We start from the raw sequence: 19,608 nt of genomic DNA, 5'->3' as shown, positions 1-19,608 counted from the left end.
ATGACTGTCTGACATTTCCAGTTTCTTAATAGAAGCTGGGCCATCTTCTGGAGAGACAGAGGGACAGAAATGATTGTGCATATTTCCCAGAGGATCAGCCAGGAAGGAGCTCCACCCCGTGCGGACGCCACCCTTCCGACGACTGCGCCCTGGGAAAAGACACAGGACAGCACATCACGAGAAAACATCACGGCGCTGTTTCCTATCCATCATCTCGCCGATGCCTCCAGCGAAGGATTGGCCATCCTCCACCAGGACCGGGTCATCGAGGCCAACAGACCCCTTCTCTCCTGCGTCGGAACCGATCTCCAGAACTTTCCCTCCATCCGCGATATCCTGCCCGGAGCCCTGACAGCCCCACCGGATAACAGTTACCGTCCCGGTACCCTCCGAACACTGGAAGGACGGAGTTTCCAGGTCGAATTCCGGCTGATACCCTTGCGACGCAATGACCTGGATTGCCTGGCCCTGGCCGTCACGTTTCCCCCGTGCCTGACCACATTCCGCAGCCTGTCTGCGGAGAGTGACACGGGATTATGCGGTCAGGAAGAGTTCGGGAAAGCCGTAAACGCGTTTTTCGGCAACGAAACAACGCGGCAGCCCGCAGGGATCCTCCTGCGAGCCAACATCAATCGTTTCCGTATCATTAGTGGGCGTTATGGCACCTGCATCGCCGATAACGTTCTCAGCGAAATCGGGAAACGTCTTCGGGCCTTCCTGACCGAAAAGTGCATCGTCGCACAACTGGGCAACGACGATTTCGGTATTTTCTGCCCCTTCCCTTACGAACACCCGGGCCAGGCAACGCGCTGGGCCCAGATCGTCCGGGATATTTTCTACGCCACCCTTTCGATAGACGGACACAGGATCCATCTGACGGCCAGCATCGGGTGCTGCCTCATCCCGTTCGACACCTATCGTTTCGAAACTGCCTACCACTACGCAGAACTGGCCCTGAACGAAGCACGACGCCTTCAGTCGCCGGACTGGATCAACTTCACCCCCCTCATGCAGGCCGATGTCCATCATCGCTCGGAGCTGGAACACGATCTGCAACGAGCACTTGAGACAAACCAGTTTTTCCTAGAATTCCAGCCCCTGATCTCCCTCAGAACAAACCGGATCGAATGCGTTGAAGCACTTCTGCGCTGGCAGCACCCCATAAGAGGTGTCATTCCTCCCAACGATTTCATTCCCGTTGCGGAAGAAAGCGGCCTGATCGTCTCAATCGGCCGATGGGTACTGCTCGAAGCCTGTACCCAGGTCAGTAAACTGCCCTCGCACGTCAGGGTTGCCGTCAATATTTCCGCCATCCAGTTCCTTCACGACGACATGTACGCCGCCGTAATCCAGACCCTGCTCCAGACAGGACTGGCGGCAGAGCGGCTCGAACTCGAACTGACGGAAAGCATCTTTCTCGAGGCTGTGCAGCGCAATCTGGAAACCATGAGCAAAATCCGTGCTCTCGGCGTGAAAATCGTCATGGACGATTTCGGTATCGGGTTTTCAAGCCTCAATTACCTGCGCAGCTTCCCCTTCGACAGGATCAAGATCGACCGCTCATTCATCCGGGACATGCTGAACGACCCGCAAACCCAAAGCATCGTCAGCGCCATCATGACACTGGGGCACGCCATGTCGATGGAAGTCATTGCCGAAGGCGTCGAAACCGCTGCCCAACTCGACATGTTGCGGCACACTTCCTGCAGCACGGCACAAGGCTTTCTGATGGGGCGCCCTGCCCCCCTCGCCAAGCTGTCAGCCTATCCTGGAATGACTGAGATTCCCGTCATGTCCGGCTCGAGCATCAGCACCTCGGCATCTGCCTCTTAACGCAGGTCGACCTTCCTCTCAGCGGCGAGACGCTCGCGCCTGAGCACACGCCGCGTTTCACGCAGCAGGCGATACTTCTCAACAGCCGATAGCGCTGACTTGCCCTCTCCTGCAGAAAAGCGAGCATCCTGTGACTCCGCAGGAATATGAAACGAAGACCTCTCAGGTTTCCTGTAAGATGCCATCATCTTTCCATTCAGATATTTTGCTACATACTGTAACCAGGACACTTCTGAGCTGTCGAGAGGGTCTCCAGTAGCCCCTTAGCTGCGACAATGTGAGCATATTTCCGTCCCCACAGACACCTCTTAATGATTTGCAAAAGACAGTCCCTATTTCTGTTACCGAGTGTCTCCGCAGGCCCCCACTCAAACATTGACCACTGTGATACGGAAGGTTAACCCCTGAAACCCTACGAGCCCGTATGGTGGGCACAGATTGTCATCAAGCCGGACTGGGAAAAGCATGCCTACAGCTCTCATTACAGGAATCACTGGCCAAGACGGCGCCTATCTCAGTCAGCTTCTTCTTGGAAAAGGCTACCGGGTCGTAGGCCTCCTGCGCCGTTCAGCTTCCGCGGATGTCATCGGCGAGCGTCTTCGCTGGCTCGGCATTCTTGATGATGTTGAGCTGCTTGACGGCAATATGACCGACCTGTCCTCGCTCATTCGCATTGTGGAAACCGTCAAACCTGACGAAATCTACAATCTTGCTGCCCAGAGCTTTGTCGCTGCATCCTGGCAGCAACCTCTGCTGACCGGAAATGTAACCGGCATGGGAACTGTCAACATGCTGGAAGCGGCCCGCATCGTCAAAAGCGATGCCCGCTTCTATCAGGCATCTTCCTCTGAAATGTATGGCCTGATCCAGGAACCGGTACAGAACGAAAAAACGCCGTTCTATCCGCGCTCTCCGTATGCCGCCGCCAAGCTTTACGCGCACTGGATGACCGTAAATTACCGCGAGAGCTTCGGGATGCATGCCTCCTCCGGCATCCTGTTCAATCATGAAAGCCCGCTGCGGGGCATCGAATTCGTAACCCGCAAGGTTACGGACGGCGTCGCCCGTATCAAGCTCGGCTTGGCAAAAGAACTGGCCCTGGGCAATCTGGATGCTACCAGGGACTGGGGACATGCGCGGGATTACGTCCGTGCCATGTATCTGATGCTCCAGCAGGATGTTCCGGATGACTACGTCATCGCAACGGGCCGCACCACAAGCATCCGCGACCTGTGCCGTATCGCCTTCTCTTCGGCTGGCCTGAATTACGAAGATCACGTTGTCACCAACCCGGCCTTCCTGCGACCAGCAGAAGTCGAGGTTCTTCTGGGCGATGCCAGCAAAGCGAAAAAAGCTCTCGGCTGGGAGCCGGAAACCACGCTGGAAGAGATGATCACCGAGATGGTGGAAGCTGATCTGGCCCGCCACCGCAAACGCAGCGGCCTTTAAGCGGACGGTCGTATGCGCCTTCTCATAACGGGGCTAAGGGGTTTTGTCGGGCAGCATCTGCAACACCAGGTGCGGAGACGCTTCCCCGGCAGCGAGATTTTAGCTGCCATCCCGGATATCCGGGATACGCAGGCTGTTGAGAAGGTCATTGCAGCCGAAAAACCGGATCACTGCATCCATCTCGCCGCCGTTTCGACCATTGGTGCGGCCCGGAAATCTCCGGACCATGCCTGGGACGTCAATTTGCACGGAACGCTCAATGTCGCACGCGCCATGCTGCGGCATGTTCCACACAGCACCTTCCTTTTCGCCTCTACGGCAGAAGCTTATGGCACTACGTTCCAGCGCGGGACGGCCCTGACCGAGAGTGCGCCCCTCGCCCCGGGCAATACGTATGCCGCGACCAAGGCTGCTGCCGATCTGGCCCTGGGAGCAATTGCCAAAGAGGGCCTGCGGGTCATCCGGATGCGTCCGTTCAACCATACCGGCCCCGGCCAGTCTCCCGATTTCGTGGTTCCAGCCTTTGCATCCCAGATCGCGCGTATCGCAAAAGGGCTCCAGAAACCGGAAATCAGCGTCGGCAATCTGGACGCCCAGCGCGACTTTCTCGATGTCCGCGATGTGTGCAACGCCTATCTTGATGTCTTCACAGCGCATAAGCCTCTAACGCCGGGCACAATCTTGAATGTGTGCTCTGGCGAGACGCGTTCCATTCGCTCAATTTTGGACGATCTTCTGACCATCAGCGGCATCAACGCCGAAATCGTCACGGATCCTGACAGGTTACGCCCCTCGGATATCCCGGTTGCCCGAGGCGATGCGACACTCATCACCTCGACCTTGGGGTGGAGACGACAGATCGCATGGGAAGACACCCTGCGTGATATCTATGAAGACTGCATGCGGAAGACGACAACCTGATCCTCAAGGGAACGCAGGCAGTCCAAAACCCTCTCTTGAAGCGATCAGTTATGCGGGCGATGCAGTCCCCACAGTAAGGCCTTCCACACCCGCCGCGTGAGCGACCGTTTATCGGAAGACTGATCCCCGAACATGAGGCACCAGTCAGGGCATAGTTTCCACCGCTCCATCAAATCAAGAAACATCCCTAGTCCGGGTTTGCGATCCATACTCGTCCTCCGGTATTTTTCGATAATCACCTAAGGACGCATAGGTCAGTATTTTCCAGAAATAAATATTATCAAATACTGTCGAACACCCAGTTCATGAGATAATCAAAATCGCACTCGGAATAAAAACTACCAACCGAAGAAAGCTCCCAGACAGAGGCTGGATTTCATCGGCGGCCATCTTCCCGGCATCCCAGAACGCCCCCTCATGCAGCATCAGCGCCGACCAATCAGGAGAGAAAGGGCCCGCTGATCCGTATTGATTCCCTCCTTTGCGGGAACAAATACCTTATCTGCTCGGATGGTCGTCCTGCTATTCGCAGGGAGATCAAACACAGCCTTCTCTCCAGGCTGAAAGCTAATATGTCGTATAATATCGTTTGTAGAGACCGCCACTCCGGGCGAAGAAACGGAATAAGGCCGGCCAATTTCGATCCGTTCCGGCACAACACCCGTCTCGACCACGACCTGCTGTCCCATCCAGTTCACTTCAGCGGGGCTTGGCCAGTAATCTCCCGAAATACGAAAGAGCGGCAGCGTCTCGCGCGGCGGGACCCGGACGATGATCATGTCTCCATCCCGTTCAGCCGGCCAATGTGTCTTGAGGAGCGCCTGTCTCAATATGCCCTTGGTACCGGGCCCGATGACAATGGCCGTCGCATGATGATCGACGCAGTAAACACCCAGTTGTTCATCAAAATGTGGCGGTATGACGTTATTCAGAAAACCTGAAAGAACAGCGTCGTTACGCTCACTGGTCGGAGTATAGCCAAGATATCCGCCCGTCTGCCGGAAGGCGTAGTCGGACTGGAGTTGCCAAGCCATGGAATGCCCCAGATATCCGAAGGGCAGAACAACCAGAACAGGATCGTCGCCGAAATGACGCTTTATACTGGCCTCGGTGAAAAACGGACTGGACGTCGTCGCTTCCCAACCCTGCGCTGCCGGAGCGGGAAGCAGGAACAGAAGCCCGCATAGAACAACGCCATAACGGCCCACTGTCGCACGTTGCGCGAGAAACACTGCACACAGGACAGCCAGAGCCAGACTGGTAAACATCGCAAATCTGACGGGCAGCACCGAACTCACAACTGGCAAACAATCCACGAGACGCCATGGCAAGGGGACATGGGCAACGTCATTCCCGACGTGGAGAACACCGCCCAGCGAGAAAAGAACGGAAATCCAGAACACCAGCACACACCGCTTCACCAGCAGCGAACTCCGGAATGCTATGGTTGAAAAATAGACGGCCAAAAGAAAAAACGGCAACCCGATGTAGGCGTCCTGCTCACTGATATTCCCCGTAAACTGATCGGAGATCGAACTGAACAACGTCCCACCGGGAAGCGTCACCGGCGTGGGAACCAGAAAATTGAGAATGTCCGCAGAATAGAAATCTGCATCATTCAGCTGCCCCGGCACGACCTTCATGCCTTTGATCAGATAGAATAAAAAAGGCGATGCAAAAGTAATCGTTACAATCCCGGCCAGCACGACGTCACGCGCCAGAAGAAAATAAATGTGTCGTGCCTTGCCCGACGCAGTCGCCACAAACACGCACCAGGTCACGCCCCCCATAACAGCGGAAGTAAACAGAACTTCCGTAGAGATGCCGAGCTGGAGCAAAGCCGTCATCGACAGCGCTGCAACAAAGCGAAGCCTTGTAATCGTTCGATCGAGATAGGCTTTGCACAAAAGCAGACAGACCGGCACCAGTGCGATGCTCGTCAGATTGAGATGACCAAGCGACTGCCCCATCTCATACGGCGAAAACCCGAAGACCAGCCCTCCCAGAAACGCCGGCCCCCAACGCCTGGTCACAGACTGCAGCAAAACGAAAGCCGCGAAAGCCGCACAGGCGGGGGCCAGTACAGCTACAAGATTGGTCGTCAGAACTGGGCCACCCAGCCACGTCAGAGGCGCAAGGAGAAGCCCGAAAGTCGGCAGTGCGGTTGCCCAGGTCAGGTTATAGCCCAGGCCATTCCACGCCAGATCCGTCACAAACGGATTGATGCCGTGCCCGATAGCCCAGGGCCACCAGTAAAGCATCCAGGCAAAGGACTCCACATCGCCCCCCACACCAATCAGGTGGTGACGCAGGGAAAACCCTTTGACGAGCAGTAAGGCAGAAAGTGCAAAATAGACTGCGAACGCACTGATGCGTCTCTTTGTGGCAGCTTTCACGAGGCAGCAATCATCGGCAAACATCCGTTTCTTTTTTTAACCGTCTTAAGGAACGGTTTAAAAAAAAACGAGCCTGCTTCGAAGACGACCATGTTCCCGAGGGACAAAATGCGGAAACTTACGGAACCATGGTTACGGAGCCGCGAAAAATAAGCCCCGATCTTTTGCCCTAAAGAGCTTTTCCAGACAAATACCTCAGAAAATTCTTAGGAAGACTGAATATATTTCCAGAAAAAACAAACTATGTCGGAAACATGTCGCAAATTTTATGAAATGTATCATATCGAATATTTAAGAAAACTATTCACTGACCTGCAACGTTATGCCCACCCCTTGCCCACAAGGCGATGATTATTCTACAATACCGCATTATAGATCTTTGAAAGACCGATGATTTCGTCGGCAATAGCGAAGCCAGTTCTGACACATGACCAAAGACTACACCATCTGGATCGATGTCGAAGATATCTTCCGGTATTTCGAAAACAACACCCGCCCCAGCGGCATCCAGCGTCTTGTGTTCGAAATACTCAGCGTCATCCGCCAGCAAGCTGCCGCGAAATCGGATATCGGCCGTATCGTTCTTACCCGTCGGAACACAGGTGCCATTCCCGAGACAGGTTCTCTCCTTTCTCCTGTTTCCTTTGACGCGCTGAACACGCTTTTTTCTACCCACACCGACGACGCAACGCCCACTCACACAGAGGGGCGCAGCGCTGCGCATACGCCATCCCACTCTCTGATGCGCCGTCTGCGTCATGCCATTATCCGGCGCATCGAGAGCCTGCCGCCCGAACTGGCACGTCCGCTCCTGAACCTCGCCGTCAATCAGCTCAGAGCCCTGCAACTCTTACGCCGTTACGCCCGTACGAAGTTCCAGCGGGCCGCCCCGCCGCGCAACACAGTACAGGCTCCCCTGTCCCCAACTACGCCCGCAGCCGCTTCGGCCGACGCTCCAAAACCCGGTGATATCTTCCTAATCCTCGGTGCAGCATGGTCGGAGCCCGATTTCGGCGAACGCCTGGCCCGGATGCGCAAAACCTACGGCATCCAGCCTGTTCTTCTGCTTTATGATCTCATTCCTGCCGTCCGGCCCGAATGGTGCGCAATTTCCCTGATACGGGATTTCCGGCACTGGCTCGACACCACTCTTCCCCAGTGCGGTCGCCTTCTGGCGATCAGCCATTCCACGGCCGAGACCGTAGAAGATTACGCCCGCAAACAGCGCCTGAAACTGCTGGCGCCCGTACAGACCATCCCGATCGGCAGCGGCTTCGGGCCGCCCCGCAGGATCGGAAACGAACGTCCCAAGGGCCTTCCCGCAAAAGACAGTTATGTGCTGTTCGTGTCCACCCTTGAAGCCCGCAAGAACCACATGCTGGCATTCCGCATCTGGCGCCGTCTCGTAACGAACCTGCCGCGGGATCAGGTTCCGACCCTCGTCTTTGCGGGCCGGGTCGGATGGCTCGTCTCCGACCTCATGCAACAGCTCGAAAATACCGAGTGGTTGCGGGGGAAAATCCGTCTTCTCCGTGACCCGTCAGATGAGGAACTGGGCCACCTGTACGATGGCTGCATGTTCACGATCTTCCCGTCCCTTTATGAAGGCTGGGGACTGCCCGTGACCGAGAGCCTCGTCAACGGACGTCCCTGCATTGCGTCGAACACGACCTCCATTCCCGAAGCCGGCGGACCGCTGACGCGGTACTTCAACCCCGAAGACCTCGACGAAGCCTATCGTGTCGTCCGGGAAACAATCGAGGATAGGCCCGGCCTGAAAAAATGGCAGGACGAGGTCCGTGAACAGTTCAGACCCGTCCCCTGGGAACGTAGCGCAGATGCGATCCTGGACGCCTGCCATTCCGCCCATCTGATGGGCCGTATGAACGGACAGACATCATGACCCTGTGGATCGACATCGACGATCTGCTGCATCACCTGCTGCATCACAGCCGGCCAAGCGGCATTCAGCGCGTCGTGTTCGAAATTGGATCGGCCCTGCGCAACCTTGCCGGCCATGACGTCCAGTTCGTGCGCCGTGGATCGGGTGCCAGCGATGCCCGGGATTTCAGAACCGTCGACTGGACCATGGTCGAAACCGTGTTCCGCGAGGCTACCAACAGTAGCGTCAAACCCGGAGCGTCCTCGGTCAATGCACCGCCCCTGACAGTCCAGGCACTCGAACAGGTTGCGCCGGAAGACACACTCTCTGCTTTCCTGCGGACGGAGAGCCGGATCCTTAAAGGTCTCGCCGGCCTTCCCCACACATTCGTACGGCTGGGTCTGAAAGCTCTCAGGAGCCGCCTCGACGCGCGTCACGCCCGACCGAAACTCACAACCTTCTCGGAAGGCACACAACTTGCAGATGTCGCTCGCCCCGGCGATGTCTTCCTGACCCTAGGCTCCCCCTGGCACCACGCCAGTTACAGCCAGACCGTCAGATGGCTACGCGATGATCTGCGACTGTCCTACGCGTTGCTCATGTACGACCTGGTTCCCATCCGATGTCCGGAATGGTGCAACCGCGGCATCATCACGACGTTCCGCGCCTGGCATCAGGACATCCTGCCTCTCGCGGATACACTTTTCGCCATCAGCCATGCCACGGCAAAAGACGTACGGACGTATCTTTCGGAACAGGACATCGGCACGAATATTCCTGTTCACCCTATTCCCCTGGGGACCGGGTTTGGTCTGTCCGATGGAAGCATGAGTGCGGAAGCGTTGGTGCGTGAGCCTTATGTGCTGTTTGTTTCGACCATTGAGGCCCGCAAGAACCATGCCCTTCTCTTCCGGGTCTGGCGGCGGATGCTGGAAGAGATGCCGGCTGACCGAGTACCGACCCTTGTTTTTGCAGGGCGGGAAGGCTGGCTTGTTTCCGATTTCATGCAGCAGCTTGAAAACGCGGACTGGCTGAACGGCAAGATCCGGTTCATCCGGAACCCCACGGACGAAGACCTGCGTCGCCTTTATGCGGATTGCAGCTTCTCTGTTTTCCCATCCTTCTTTGAGGGCTGGGGGCTGCCCGTGACAGAGAGCCTCTCCATGGGGCGCCCGTGCGTGGTGTCCAACACGACCTCCATTCCCGAGGCCGGCGGATCGCTCGGGCGATATTTCAGCCCTTACAGCCTTGATGAGGCTTATACAGTGATCCGCGAGACGATCGAAGATCCTGAGGGACTGGCGGCGTGGACGGCAAAAGTCCGGGCCGAATTCCAGCCTGTACCCTGGGAAGACAGCGCCAGGGCAATTCTCGACAGGGTTCTCTGAACTTCCCGCGCGTGAAAGTTTCACGCTAAGGGACTTGAGTTAGGGCGGCGGATCACGCACATGCAGGAACCTCTGGTCCAGCATGTCGCGGGCCACGCGTGCCATTAGTGCTGCGGCCCGCTCAGCGACTCACCCTCCTTTTCCGTCCGCAAGGAGCGTTCCCTTGAAAATCAACGGCATTTCCTATCGCAGTCTCTGGCGCCCTTCCGACGATGCGAGCAGCATCCGGATTTTCGACCAGACCCGCTTTCCCTGGAACGTGGAACTCCTGGAGCTTCGGGATGTGGGCGCCGTCGCTGACGCCATCACCAGCATGCAGGTGCGTGGCGCGCCGCTGATCGGGGCGGTTGCGGCCTATGGTCTGGTTTTTGCACTTCAGGACGATGCGTCGGACGAGGCTCTGGAAAAGGCCGCGGCCTTTCTGGTGGCCACACGCCCGACGGCCATCAACCTGCGCTGGGCCATCGAGCGGATGGTGACGCACCTCAAAGCCGTCCCGCCGACAGAACGCGTAGCGACAGGTTATGTCGAGGCCGATTCAATCTGCGATGAGGACGTGCAGGTCAATGAGGCCATCGGCCGTCACGGGCTGGAACTGATCCGCGAGATCTGGGAGCGCAAGGGCCGTCAGGGACAGGTGAACCTGCTAACCCACTGCAATGCCGGCTGGATCGCGACCGTAGACTGGGGCACTGCCCTTGCCCCGATTTACATGGCCCATGACGAAGGTATCCCTGTTCACGTCTGGGTGGACGAAACACGCCCCCGCAATCAGGGCAGCCTCCTGACCGCATGGGAACTTGGCAGCCACGGTGTCCCGCATACCGTGATCGCTGACAATGCTGGCGGCCATTACATGCAGGCCGGGCGTGTTGACATGGTCATTGTCGGCACAGACCGCGTGACCGCTCAGGGTGATGTCGCCAACAAGATCGGTACGTATCTCAAGGCGCTGGCCGCCCATGACAACAATGTTCCGTTCTGGGTGGCCCTGCCGTCCTCCACCATCGACTGGCGCGTCCGCGATGGCGTAAAGGAAATCCCCATCGAGGAACGCAGTCCGGACGAAGTCCTGTTCATGACGGGGCTAGACAGCAACGGGGAAGCCGGCCGCGTGCGGATTGCGCCACAGGGCAGCCCGGCGGCAAACCCCGCTTTCGACGTAACACCTGCGCGGCTCGTGACGGGTCTCATCACCGAACGCGGCCGCTGTGATGCATCCGAGGCTGGACTGCAGTCCCTCTTTCCCGAACAGACAGAAGCCCTCTGACGAGGCCCTCCTGCCGGGACCGGGACTATGCAATACCCATCGCTGGTCCGGTCTGCGGGGGATCGGGCCTGGCACCGCTTGAGAAAGCCTGTACGAAAATCATGGTGGCCAATACAGCCAGCCATGCCCCTCTGAACGCTCATCCTTGACGCCCCGGTCGTCTTGGCCCTTCATTCAGCCTGGGAAACAGATCCCCCAACGAGGATGACAGTGCCAGATTCGCATATTTTCAGGCGAGCGGCTGCTACGGCCGCCCTGCTCGCACTGGCTGCATGTTCCAGCCAGCAGAGTGTCCGCACGTACCCGGCCAGCACGCCGAACGCCCAGTATGCGAACGGAACCACTGGTCCGGTGGGCTATGACAGCCACGTCCCGGATTTCGCCACCCGCAATTTCGAACCGTTCAACCGGCAGGACGTCGCTGCCATCGCCCTGCGCGAATGGCGGATGTTCGGCTCCCCCGTTTCGGACGATAACCCCGAAGACAGGCCCGAACCCACCGATGCTGCACTGAAGCCCGAACGCCTTCCCGGCCTGTGGCAGCGCATTGGTGAGTACTGGTGGATCGGGCAGGACCCATACGAGACGGAAGTTGGCTGGACGGGCAAGACAGACTCCCAGGGCACCCGTTTCGAGATCGAACATGACGGCCATTACGCTTGGTCCGCGGCTTTCATTTCCTATGTGATGCGGGTAGCCGGGGCCAACGGCCGCTTCCCGTATTCGCCCAATCACTCGACCTACATCAACGCCGCTGCCAGCGGGCAGTCCAGTGGTGTTACGGCCCATGACCCGGGCACCTATGCCCCGAAGATCGGCGACCTGATCTGCGTCGGCCGAGGCCGCAGCAAGACCGTCACCTTTTCCATGCTGCCCACCAGCTACGGCTTTCCGGCCCATTGCGGCATTGTGTCAGCGACGAACCAGAACGCCCAACCCTTTGGTCATGAGTTGAGCATCGTCGGCGGCAATGTGGACGATGCCGTGGCCCTCACCCATGTTCCCACAGATGCCAACGGCATGATCGCCGATGGCTCAGGCCACAGCTATGACAGCCGCTATCCCTGGTGTGCCGTTCTGGAAGTTCATTACGACGCGGATCAGGAACCCGACAGCGGCATGTAAGAGGACGGCAATCCGCTGGAGCGCCAGCCCTTGCCGGGGCCGTGCTGGTCTTCGAATCCGTCTACGATATTGCTGACATCTGCATAACCGGCGTTTTCCGCCAGAAGTGAAGCATGATGCGAACGCACCCCCGACCGGCAAAGGAACAGCAGCGGTATCTGCTGATCGGGGATGGCTTCAAGCAGCGCTTCCACGAACTCCTGCTGACGATCCGGCTGCCAGGTGATGCATAGGAGCGGCGCGGTCATCGCGTCGGCATCCGGCAGTCCCACATGCATCCATTCCGGCGGTGTCCGGACATCCACCAGAACGGGACGCGGCGCGACTTTATCAGCATTCCCGGTGGCATTTTCAGGGTCTTTTTCAAGCATTTCCCATGCCTGTCTTGCCGTCAGGACCTTCATGCTCTTCCTCATCCTTCCAAAACGCGTTCTATAATTCACCCAACACAGGAGTGAACTATGACTGACATCTCCCCAAACCACCAAACCAGCGCCCAGCTCCCTACGAAGGGGTGGCAGGCCGTCTCTCCGGGCATGACCGCCGCAATCGGGGGTACCCCCCTCATCCGCCTCAGACGCGCCTCGGAGGAAACGGGATGCGACATCTATGGCAAGGCCGAGTTCATGAACCCGGGCGGCTCCGTCAAGGATCGTGCTGCCCTGGCAATCATCGAGGACGCGCTGAAAAGCGGAGCGCTGAAGCCCGGCGGGACGGTCGTGGAGGGAACGGCAGGCAATACGGGAATCGGCCTCACACTGGTCGCCCATGCTGTCGGCTGCAAGGCCGTGATCGTCGTGCCGGAAACACAGAGCCGTGAGAAGCTGGACTTCCTGCGCATGATCGGCGCCGATCTGCGGCTCGTGCCAGCCAAGCCGTATCGCGATCCGGGCAACTATGTTCACGTCTCGCGCCGCCTGGCCGAAGAGATCGGCGGGTTCTGGGCCAACCAGTTCGACAACACCGCCAACCGGGAGGGCCATCGTGCCACCACCGCGCGCGAGATCTGGGAGCAGACGGGTGGTAAGGTCGATGCCTTCACCTGCGCCTGCGGCACCGGCGGCACGCTGGCCGGAATTGCGCTGGGACTGCGCGATCAGGCGCAGGCTGCCGGGAAGACAGCCCCGCGTATCGTCCTGGCTGATCCGGAAGGCTCCGCGCTTTATGGCTGGGTCAAATCCAATGACCTCACCATCACGGGCGGCTCCATCACCGAGGGCATCGGACAGGGTCGTGTGACGGCCAATCTTGAAGGCTCGGCTCCAGACGATGCCGAACGCATTCCCGATGCCGAAGCGCTGGAACAGATCTTCTCCCTGACATCTGAAGAAGGACTGTCGGTGGGGGGATCGTCGGGCATCAATGTGGCCGCAGCGATCCGGACGGCACGCAGACTTGGTCCCGGACATACGATTGTTACAATTCTGTGCGACGGTGGTGCCCGATATCAGTCCAAGCTGTTCAACCCGGAGTTCCTGCGTGCGAAAAACCTGCCTGTTCCGCCTTGGCTGGCCTAACATCGCCGCAGTGCCGTCCCTTCTCGGGGGCGGCACACGCAGTCCGAACGCGGTCACAGCATTCCTGAAAGGCCTCTGGTCATGAGCACGGAAACACTGCCCCATCTTCTGGTCGTGGATGATGACCGCGAAATCCGCGAACTGCTGAGCCAGTTCCTTGAGCGCAACCATTTCCGCGTCACGGCCGCCCGTGATTCCCGCGAGGCGCGCAAAGCCTGGGCCAACGGGCATTACCAATTGGTGGTGCTGGACCTGATGCTGCCCGGCGAAAGTGGTCTTGAAGTCGCACGCTGGCTGCGTTCGCAGGACAATGTCCCCATCATCATGCTCACCGCCATGAGCGATGAAACCGACCGGATCATTGGCCTCGAATTCGGTGCGGACGATTATGTCGCCAAGCCATTCAATCCGCGTGAACTTCTGGCCCGTATCCGCGCCGTACTGCGCCGGACAGTCGATGTGGAAGACAAGCGTCAGGCCGCCGATACCCGCAAGATCCATTTCGCCGGCTGGTGCCTCGACCCCGTGCGCCGCCGTCTTCTGAACCCGGACGGGGCGGAAGTTTCCCTCACGGGTGGCGAGTACGATCTACTGATGGCGCTGCTCGAACGTGCCAACCGCGTCCTGACACGCGACATGCTGCTCGAACTGCTGCGCGGCCGTCAGGCCGGGCCGTTCGACCGCGCGATCGACGTGGCCATCAGCCGCCTGCGCCGCAAGCTCGAAGATGACGGGCGCAATGCGCAGGTCATCAAGACGGTCCGTGGCGGCGGCTACGTGCTCGCAGCGGAAGTAGAGCGTCTCTGAACCCGATGCACATCCTGCCACGGTCTCTTGTTGCCCGGACCAGCCTTCTGCTGATCGTAGGCCTTGCGGTCGTGGAAGCGGCAGGGCTCGGAATCCACGCGCTGGATCGCTTTGACCTGGAAGAGCGCAGTCAGCTCCATGAAGAGCAGGTCCAGGTCTTTTCGATCTACCGTGCGGTCGCGGAAGCCAAACCCGCCGACCGTCACGACACGATCGAAGACCTGCACGGCCCCTCCAACATCACAGTCCTGCTTCTCAAAGAGCCAGACCCACTGATCGAGGGGCATGAAATCCCATTCCCGGCGCTGACGTCACCGTCTTTCCTGCATCGTTTGCATGAAGACCCGCAGGGCCATGAAGGATTTCCGCCTCCCGGCCCGATGGATCCGGGCGGTGCACACCCTGGCCCCGACATGGGGGGGCCAGGATTTCCCGGCCCTGGTCCCGGACCGATGGGCCCAATGGGCGGCGGACCAGGACCGGAGTTTCATTTTCCTGCCGACCACGCGGATAGCGAACGCGCGGATGCCGAGCACCCGAACGGCGCCCCCCACTTGCCTGGCGCTATATGGCGCCACGATATGCCGCCCTTCATGCGCTGGGCGCTCCTGCCATCGTCGCTCTATCCACGCAAGGTCCTGATCGGGCAGAAAATGCGCACGCGTTCGACCTCGATCCTCCTGCCTGACCGGGACTGCTGGCTCGTGGTGCGTTTCGTCACTCCCCTGCCCAATCCGTTCGGCTCCCCGACTTTCCTGATCGCCTTCCTCGTCATGTCGATTGCTGGCAGTGCAATGATCGTCTGGGCCACACGACGCCTGATCGCACCCGTCACGACGCTTGCCAACGCCGCCGAGGCACTGGGCCGGGACGTCAACACCGCAGCCCTGCCTGAAAACGGCCCTTCCGAAATTCGACGTGCCGCGATTGCCTTCAATACGATGGCCACGCGCATCCGCCGTTTCGTAACCGACCGCACGCTCATGCTGACCGCCATCGGCCATGACCTCCGCACGCCGATCACGCGCCTGAAACTGCGCGCCGAATTCATTGACGACGACGCACTCCGCAACAAGGTTCTGGCCGATCTGGACGAGATGGAAGCCATGGTTTCCGCCACGCTGGCCTTCGGACGCGACAGCGCCTCCGCTGAGCCCATCGTCACGCTGGACCTGCGCGCCCTGCTCCAGACCATCATGGATGAAGCCGCCGAGAGCCTGCCGGACAAGGCCGACGACCTGTTCTACGAACCGCCCAATGTGCCCGTCCGCATCAAGGCCCGGTCAGTCGCGCTGAAACGCGCGCTGAACAACCTGATCCTCAATGCCCTGAAATATGGCGGAGACGCCCACGTCACGCTCATTCCGGCCACCTATTCCGGCGAAAAAGGCAATGCGGTCCGCATCCTGATCGAGGATAATGGTCCCGGCCTGCCTGAAAACGAGCTGGACCGCGTGTTCGAACCTTTCGTTCGCATCGAGAGCAGCCGCAACCGTGAAACCGGCGGAACCGGCCTTGGTCTGGCTATTGCCCGGACCATTCTGCACGGTCAGGGCGGTGATGTCCGCCTTGAAAACCGTGCCGACAAGGGCTTGCGCGTGATCGTCACGCTGGCTCCATAAGCAGGACATGGACAGAACCCCGCCTTGATCAATAGCCCGGCTCTGTCCATGCTAGAGACTTCCCCATCTTTCTGATCAGGTCTTTTCCATGAAACAGCGTGAACTTGGCCGCACCGGCATTGCCGTCAGTGAAATCTGCCTCGGCACCATGACCTTCGGTCAGCAGAACACCGAAACCGAGGGGCACGCCCAGCTCGACATGGCGCTGGACCACGGCATCAATTTCATCGACACCGCCGAACTCTATTCCATCCCGCCCCGCGCCGAGACGCAGGGCGCGACTGAAACCATCATCGGAAGCTGGCTGAAAGCACACGGCGGCCGTGACCGCCTCGTCATCGCCAGCAAGGTCGTCGGACGGACAGCCATGCCGTGGTTCCGCCCCGAGGGCGAGGAAGCACGCCTGACCCCGCGTCAGATCCGCTACGCACTCGAAGGCTCCCTGCGCCGCCTCGGCACCGACTACATCGATCTCTACCAGCTCCACTGGCCCGACCGGAAAATCGGCCTGTTCGGTGAAGGTGGCACGACCTTCCGCGACCTGCCGGAAGACTCCGCCGTTCCTTTCGAAGACACGCTTGGCGTGCTCGGCGATCTCGTGGCTGAAGGCAAAATCCGCCATGTCGGCCTCTCCAACGAGACCGCGTGGGGTGTCTCGAAATTTCTGGAAGCCTCCCGCACGGGCCTGCCGCGCGTCGCGTCAATCCAGAATGCCTATAACCTGATCAACCGGACCTTCGAGATCGGTCTTGCCGAAATGGCGCTTCACGAGAAGGTCGGACTGCTGGCGTATTCCCCGCTCGCGCAAGGCTACCTGACCGGGAAATATCTGAACGGCGCCCGCCCCGCCGGGGCCCGCACCACACTGTTCAACCGTGGCCAGCGTTACGAAAAGCCCGGCGTTGACGATGCTATTCTGGCCTATCACGCCCTCGCCCGTGAGGAAGGGATCGACCCCACCCAGCTCGCGATCGCGTTCGTCACCTCACGCCCGTTCGTGACGTCCAACATCATTGGCGCCACCAGCGTCGATCAGCTCCGCACCATTCTCGGTGCAACAGATGTCGTCATCACGCCTGAGCTGGAAGAGAAGATCAACGCCATCCATCAGGTTCACTCCAACCCGGCGCCCTGAAGGCAGCACATCCGGCATCGGGAGACATTCCCGATGCCGACCGGCCTTAGACCTTGATCAGACGCGCGGCAAAGAAGCCGTCCATGCCGCCAAGTTCACTCCAAAGGCCCGGATGGGTGCGAAACATCCCGTCCCATGTCCGGGCAACGGCCATATCGGCGAGTTCCGCTTCCGAAAACGGATCGAACTTCCAGCCACCGCGCGCAATCGCCGCCTTGATCCGCTCCGGCCCCTCCTCGTCCTGAAGCGAGCAGACGGCATAAAGCAGCACGCCGCCTGGCTTGAGCATGTCATGCGCAGCATCAATCAGCGTATCCTGACCTTCCGCCAGCGCCGTCACATCGCGGGGGCGCTTGATCCACAGCACGTCCGGATGACGACGCAGCGTGCCCGTTGCGGAGCACGGTGCGTCGAGCAGAACCATGTCCACCGGAGCGTCCGGACGCCATGTGGCAGCATCAGCCACAACCGTCTTCGCCGAGAGCTTCAGGCGCGCGATATTTTCCTCAAGCCGCTTTGCCCGCGCTTCCTCACGCTCAACCGCCACGACCTGCGCGCCTGCCGTTGCAAGCTGCGCCGTCTTGCCGCCCGGAGCCGCACAGAGATCGACGACGGTTTTGCCCGACACATCGCCCATCAGCTTTACCGGCATCGTCGCCGCGACGTCCTGCGCCCAGAACGCGCCGTCCTCGAACCCTTCGAGCGCCGTAATGCGCGTCCCGGCCGGATAGCGGACGGAGCCCGTCGGCAGCATTTCGCCGCCTTCCGGTGCGACCGCACCCGGGCGTAGTGTCAGATCCAGAGGGGCTTCACGATGCAGACCGCGCGAAATCGCCCGCGCCCGCTTGCCCCACGCGCTCCACAGCCAGGGCGGCACATCCAGCCGGTCCTCGTCCAGACCGTCGAGAAGGTCCTGCCCTTCACGCGCGACACGCCGCAGGACGGCGTTGGCCAGCCCCGCGAAAGGTGCCAGACCTCGACGGCGAAGCAGGTCCACGATCGTGCCCACGGCTGCATGAGGCGGTGTCTCAAGATGGAGAAGCTGCGCCACGCCCATGAGCAGCGCACAACGCACCGGCTCAGGCGGTTCACGCCGCAGCAGGGGCTGGAGCAGTTCGGTCATGCTACCGAGATGACGCAGGGTCGTTGCCGCCAGACGGTGCGCGGACGCACGGTCGCGTGCGTCCATCGCGCCAGCACGATCCAGCGTCGTCTCCAGCATCCGGCGATGCTCGACTACGCCACAGACGATATCAAAGGCCAGATCGCGCGTCGGATCAGGCGCGGGACGGCTCGGTGGCGTACGGCCTCCCTGAGGGCGGCGTGGTCCGCCCTTCCGGGTTTTGGAGGCCGGATTGCGGGGTGACGTGTTGGAAGGAGTCTGGGTCATGACAGGCTATCGATCTCTCGCATCCTGCCGAAATCGCATCTTGCGGCCACGGACGCAATGGCGTCTTCTCCGGGCATGTCCGATCTTACTGCCCAAACCCTTATCAGCGGGAACCTTGCCGCTATCTGCAACCGCATTACCCGGGCCTGCGAACAGGCCGGACGTGCGGCAGGCGATGTCTCCCTCGTCGCCGTCAGCAAATTTCATCCGATCGAGAGCGTGGAGGCGGCCCTGAACGCCGGACAGCGCCTGTTCGGCGAGAACCGCGTGCAGGAAGCCGCCTCGAAATTTCCTGAGCTCCGGAAGCGCTGGCCCGACCTGCGGCTGCATATCATCGGCGGACTTCAGACCAACAAGGCGGCCGAAGCCTGCCAGATCGCCGACATGATCGAGAGCCTCGACCGCCCGTCCCTGTCCGCCTCCATCGAAAAGGGTGCACAAAAAGCCGGGCGCCTTCCCGAGCTGCTCGTGCAGGTCAACACCGGCGACGAACCCCAGAAATCCGGTGTTCCGCGCGAGGAGGCGAATGCTTTCATCGAAGCCTCGCTCGAACGGTTTGGTCCGAAAATCCGTGGGCTGATGTGCATTCCCCCTGAAGGCGAGGACCCCGCTCCGCATTTCCGTCTCCTGCGCCAGATGGGCCAGCGTCACGGGTTACCGGTACTGTCGATGGGTATGTCGGCGGATTTTGAGGAAGCCATTGCAGAAAATGCCACGCTGGTCCGGGTCGGGACTGCCATTTTCGGAAGCCGCCCCGCGCCACAATCCTGACACGCGGCTTGCGTCCGTCGCAGAAATCTTGTCATGAGGGGAAGTTGCCGTGATGTGGAGCGCGCTTGACGAGCGCTGCGACAGGAGATGACGGCATTCTAC

The 19,608-nt window shown here is 59.8% G+C and carries 15 protein-coding genes; 12 read left to right on the top strand and 3 right to left on the bottom strand.

Going from position 1 to position 19,608, the window contains the following annotated elements; translation table 11 throughout:
* Window positions 1-69: 69 nt before the first annotated feature.
* The 3 genes from IGS75_RS09475 (at window position 70) to IGS75_RS09465 (ending at window position 4,203) form a co-directional block, all read left to right on the top strand.
* Window positions 70-1,833, top strand: coding sequence for a putative bifunctional diguanylate cyclase/phosphodiesterase (locus IGS75_RS09475; RefSeq protein WP_202256687.1), 1,764 nt, complete (start codon window positions 70-72; stop codon window positions 1,831-1,833).
* 465 nt (window positions 1,834-2,298) lie between these two features.
* Window positions 2,299-3,282 carry a GDP-mannose 4,6-dehydratase gene (gmd, locus tag IGS75_RS09470; RefSeq protein ID WP_202256686.1) on the top strand — a complete coding sequence of 328 codons (984 nt, stop codon included), beginning with the start codon at window positions 2,299-2,301 and terminating at the stop codon, window positions 3,280-3,282.
* Between the two features lie 12 nt (window positions 3,283-3,294).
* Entirely contained in the window at window positions 3,295-4,203 is a 909-nt protein-coding gene (locus IGS75_RS09465) for a GDP-mannose 4,6-dehydratase (protein ID WP_202256685.1), read from the top strand.
* A gap of 425 nt (window positions 4,204-4,628) precedes the next feature.
* Here the strand turns inward: IGS75_RS09465 and IGS75_RS09460 are convergent, their stop codons facing one another.
* Entirely contained in the window at window positions 4,629-6,599 is a 1,971-nt protein-coding gene (locus IGS75_RS09460) for a glycosyltransferase family protein (RefSeq protein ID WP_202256684.1), read from the bottom strand.
* Between the two features lie 427 nt (window positions 6,600-7,026).
* Here IGS75_RS09460 and IGS75_RS09455 point away from each other — a divergent pair, with 427 nt between their 5' ends.
* From IGS75_RS09455 to IGS75_RS09440, 4 genes are all read left to right on the top strand, one after another.
* Window positions 7,027-8,502: a glycosyltransferase family 4 protein gene (locus tag IGS75_RS09455; protein WP_202256683.1), complete on the top strand. Its 1,476-nt coding sequence runs from the start codon at window positions 7,027-7,029 to the stop codon at window positions 8,500-8,502.
* On the top strand, window positions 8,499-9,869 hold the full coding sequence (locus tag IGS75_RS09450) for a glycosyltransferase family 4 protein (protein ID WP_202256682.1): 1,371 nt from the start codon (window positions 8,499-8,501) through the stop codon (window positions 9,867-9,869). The genes IGS75_RS09455 and IGS75_RS09450 overlap by 4 nt, the downstream gene beginning before the upstream one ends.
* Window positions 9,870-10,032: 163 nt before the next feature.
* Entirely contained in the window at window positions 10,033-11,139 is a 1,107-nt protein-coding gene (gene mtnA, locus IGS75_RS09445) for an S-methyl-5-thioribose-1-phosphate isomerase (protein ID WP_202256681.1), read from the top strand.
* Window positions 11,140-11,343: 204 nt separating this feature from the next.
* Window positions 11,344-12,264 (top strand): DUF2272 domain-containing protein, encoded by a 921-nt coding sequence (locus tag IGS75_RS09440; protein WP_141349532.1) that lies wholly within the window; start codon window positions 11,344-11,346, stop codon window positions 12,262-12,264.
* On the opposite strand, the gene IGS75_RS09435 is transcribed toward IGS75_RS09440, so the two are convergent.
* On the bottom strand, window positions 12,240-12,668 hold the full coding sequence (locus tag IGS75_RS09435) for a rhodanese-like domain-containing protein (RefSeq protein ID WP_202256680.1): 429 nt from the start codon (window positions 12,666-12,668) through the stop codon (window positions 12,240-12,242). The genes IGS75_RS09440 and IGS75_RS09435 overlap by 25 nt on opposite strands.
* A gap of 57 nt (window positions 12,669-12,725) precedes the next feature.
* Here IGS75_RS09435 and IGS75_RS09430 point away from each other — a divergent pair, with 57 nt between their 5' ends.
* The 4 genes from IGS75_RS09430 (at window position 12,726) to IGS75_RS09415 (ending at window position 17,345) form a co-directional block, all read left to right on the top strand.
* Window positions 12,726-13,781, top strand: a complete 1,056-nt coding sequence (locus IGS75_RS09430) for a cysteine synthase A (protein WP_141349528.1) — start codon at window positions 12,726-12,728, stop codon at window positions 13,779-13,781.
* Between the two features lie 81 nt (window positions 13,782-13,862).
* Window positions 13,863-14,588, top strand: coding sequence for a response regulator (locus IGS75_RS09425; protein ID WP_141349526.1), 726 nt, complete (start codon window positions 13,863-13,865; stop codon window positions 14,586-14,588).
* A gap of 5 nt (window positions 14,589-14,593) precedes the next feature.
* Window positions 14,594-16,210, top strand: coding sequence for an ATP-binding protein (locus IGS75_RS09420; RefSeq protein WP_202256679.1), 1,617 nt, complete (start codon window positions 14,594-14,596; stop codon window positions 16,208-16,210).
* An 88-nt stretch (window positions 16,211-16,298) separates the two neighbouring features.
* Window positions 16,299-17,345, top strand: a complete 1,047-nt coding sequence (locus tag IGS75_RS09415) for an aldo/keto reductase (protein ID WP_202256678.1) — start codon at window positions 16,299-16,301, stop codon at window positions 17,343-17,345.
* Window positions 17,346-17,391: 46 nt separating this feature from the next.
* On the opposite strand, the gene IGS75_RS09410 is transcribed toward IGS75_RS09415, so the two are convergent.
* Window positions 17,392-18,735: an RsmB/NOP family class I SAM-dependent RNA methyltransferase gene (locus IGS75_RS09410; protein WP_202256677.1), complete on the bottom strand. Its 1,344-nt coding sequence runs from the start codon at window positions 18,733-18,735 to the stop codon at window positions 17,392-17,394.
* A gap of 75 nt (window positions 18,736-18,810) precedes the next feature.
* Here IGS75_RS09410 and IGS75_RS09405 point away from each other — a divergent pair, with 75 nt between their 5' ends.
* Window positions 18,811-19,506 carry a YggS family pyridoxal phosphate-dependent enzyme gene (locus IGS75_RS09405; protein ID WP_202256676.1) on the top strand — a complete coding sequence of 232 codons (696 nt, stop codon included), beginning with the start codon at window positions 18,811-18,813 and terminating at the stop codon, window positions 19,504-19,506.
* The last annotated feature ends 102 nt before the right edge of the window (window positions 19,507-19,608 follow it).

The sequence above is a fragment of the Gluconobacter sphaericus genome (assembly GCF_016757795.1).
GTDB lineage: Bacteria > Pseudomonadota > Alphaproteobacteria > Acetobacterales > Acetobacteraceae > Gluconobacter > Gluconobacter sphaericus.
Note: the sequence above shows the minus strand (reverse complement) of the source record. Positions and strands in the feature narration are given on the sequence as shown.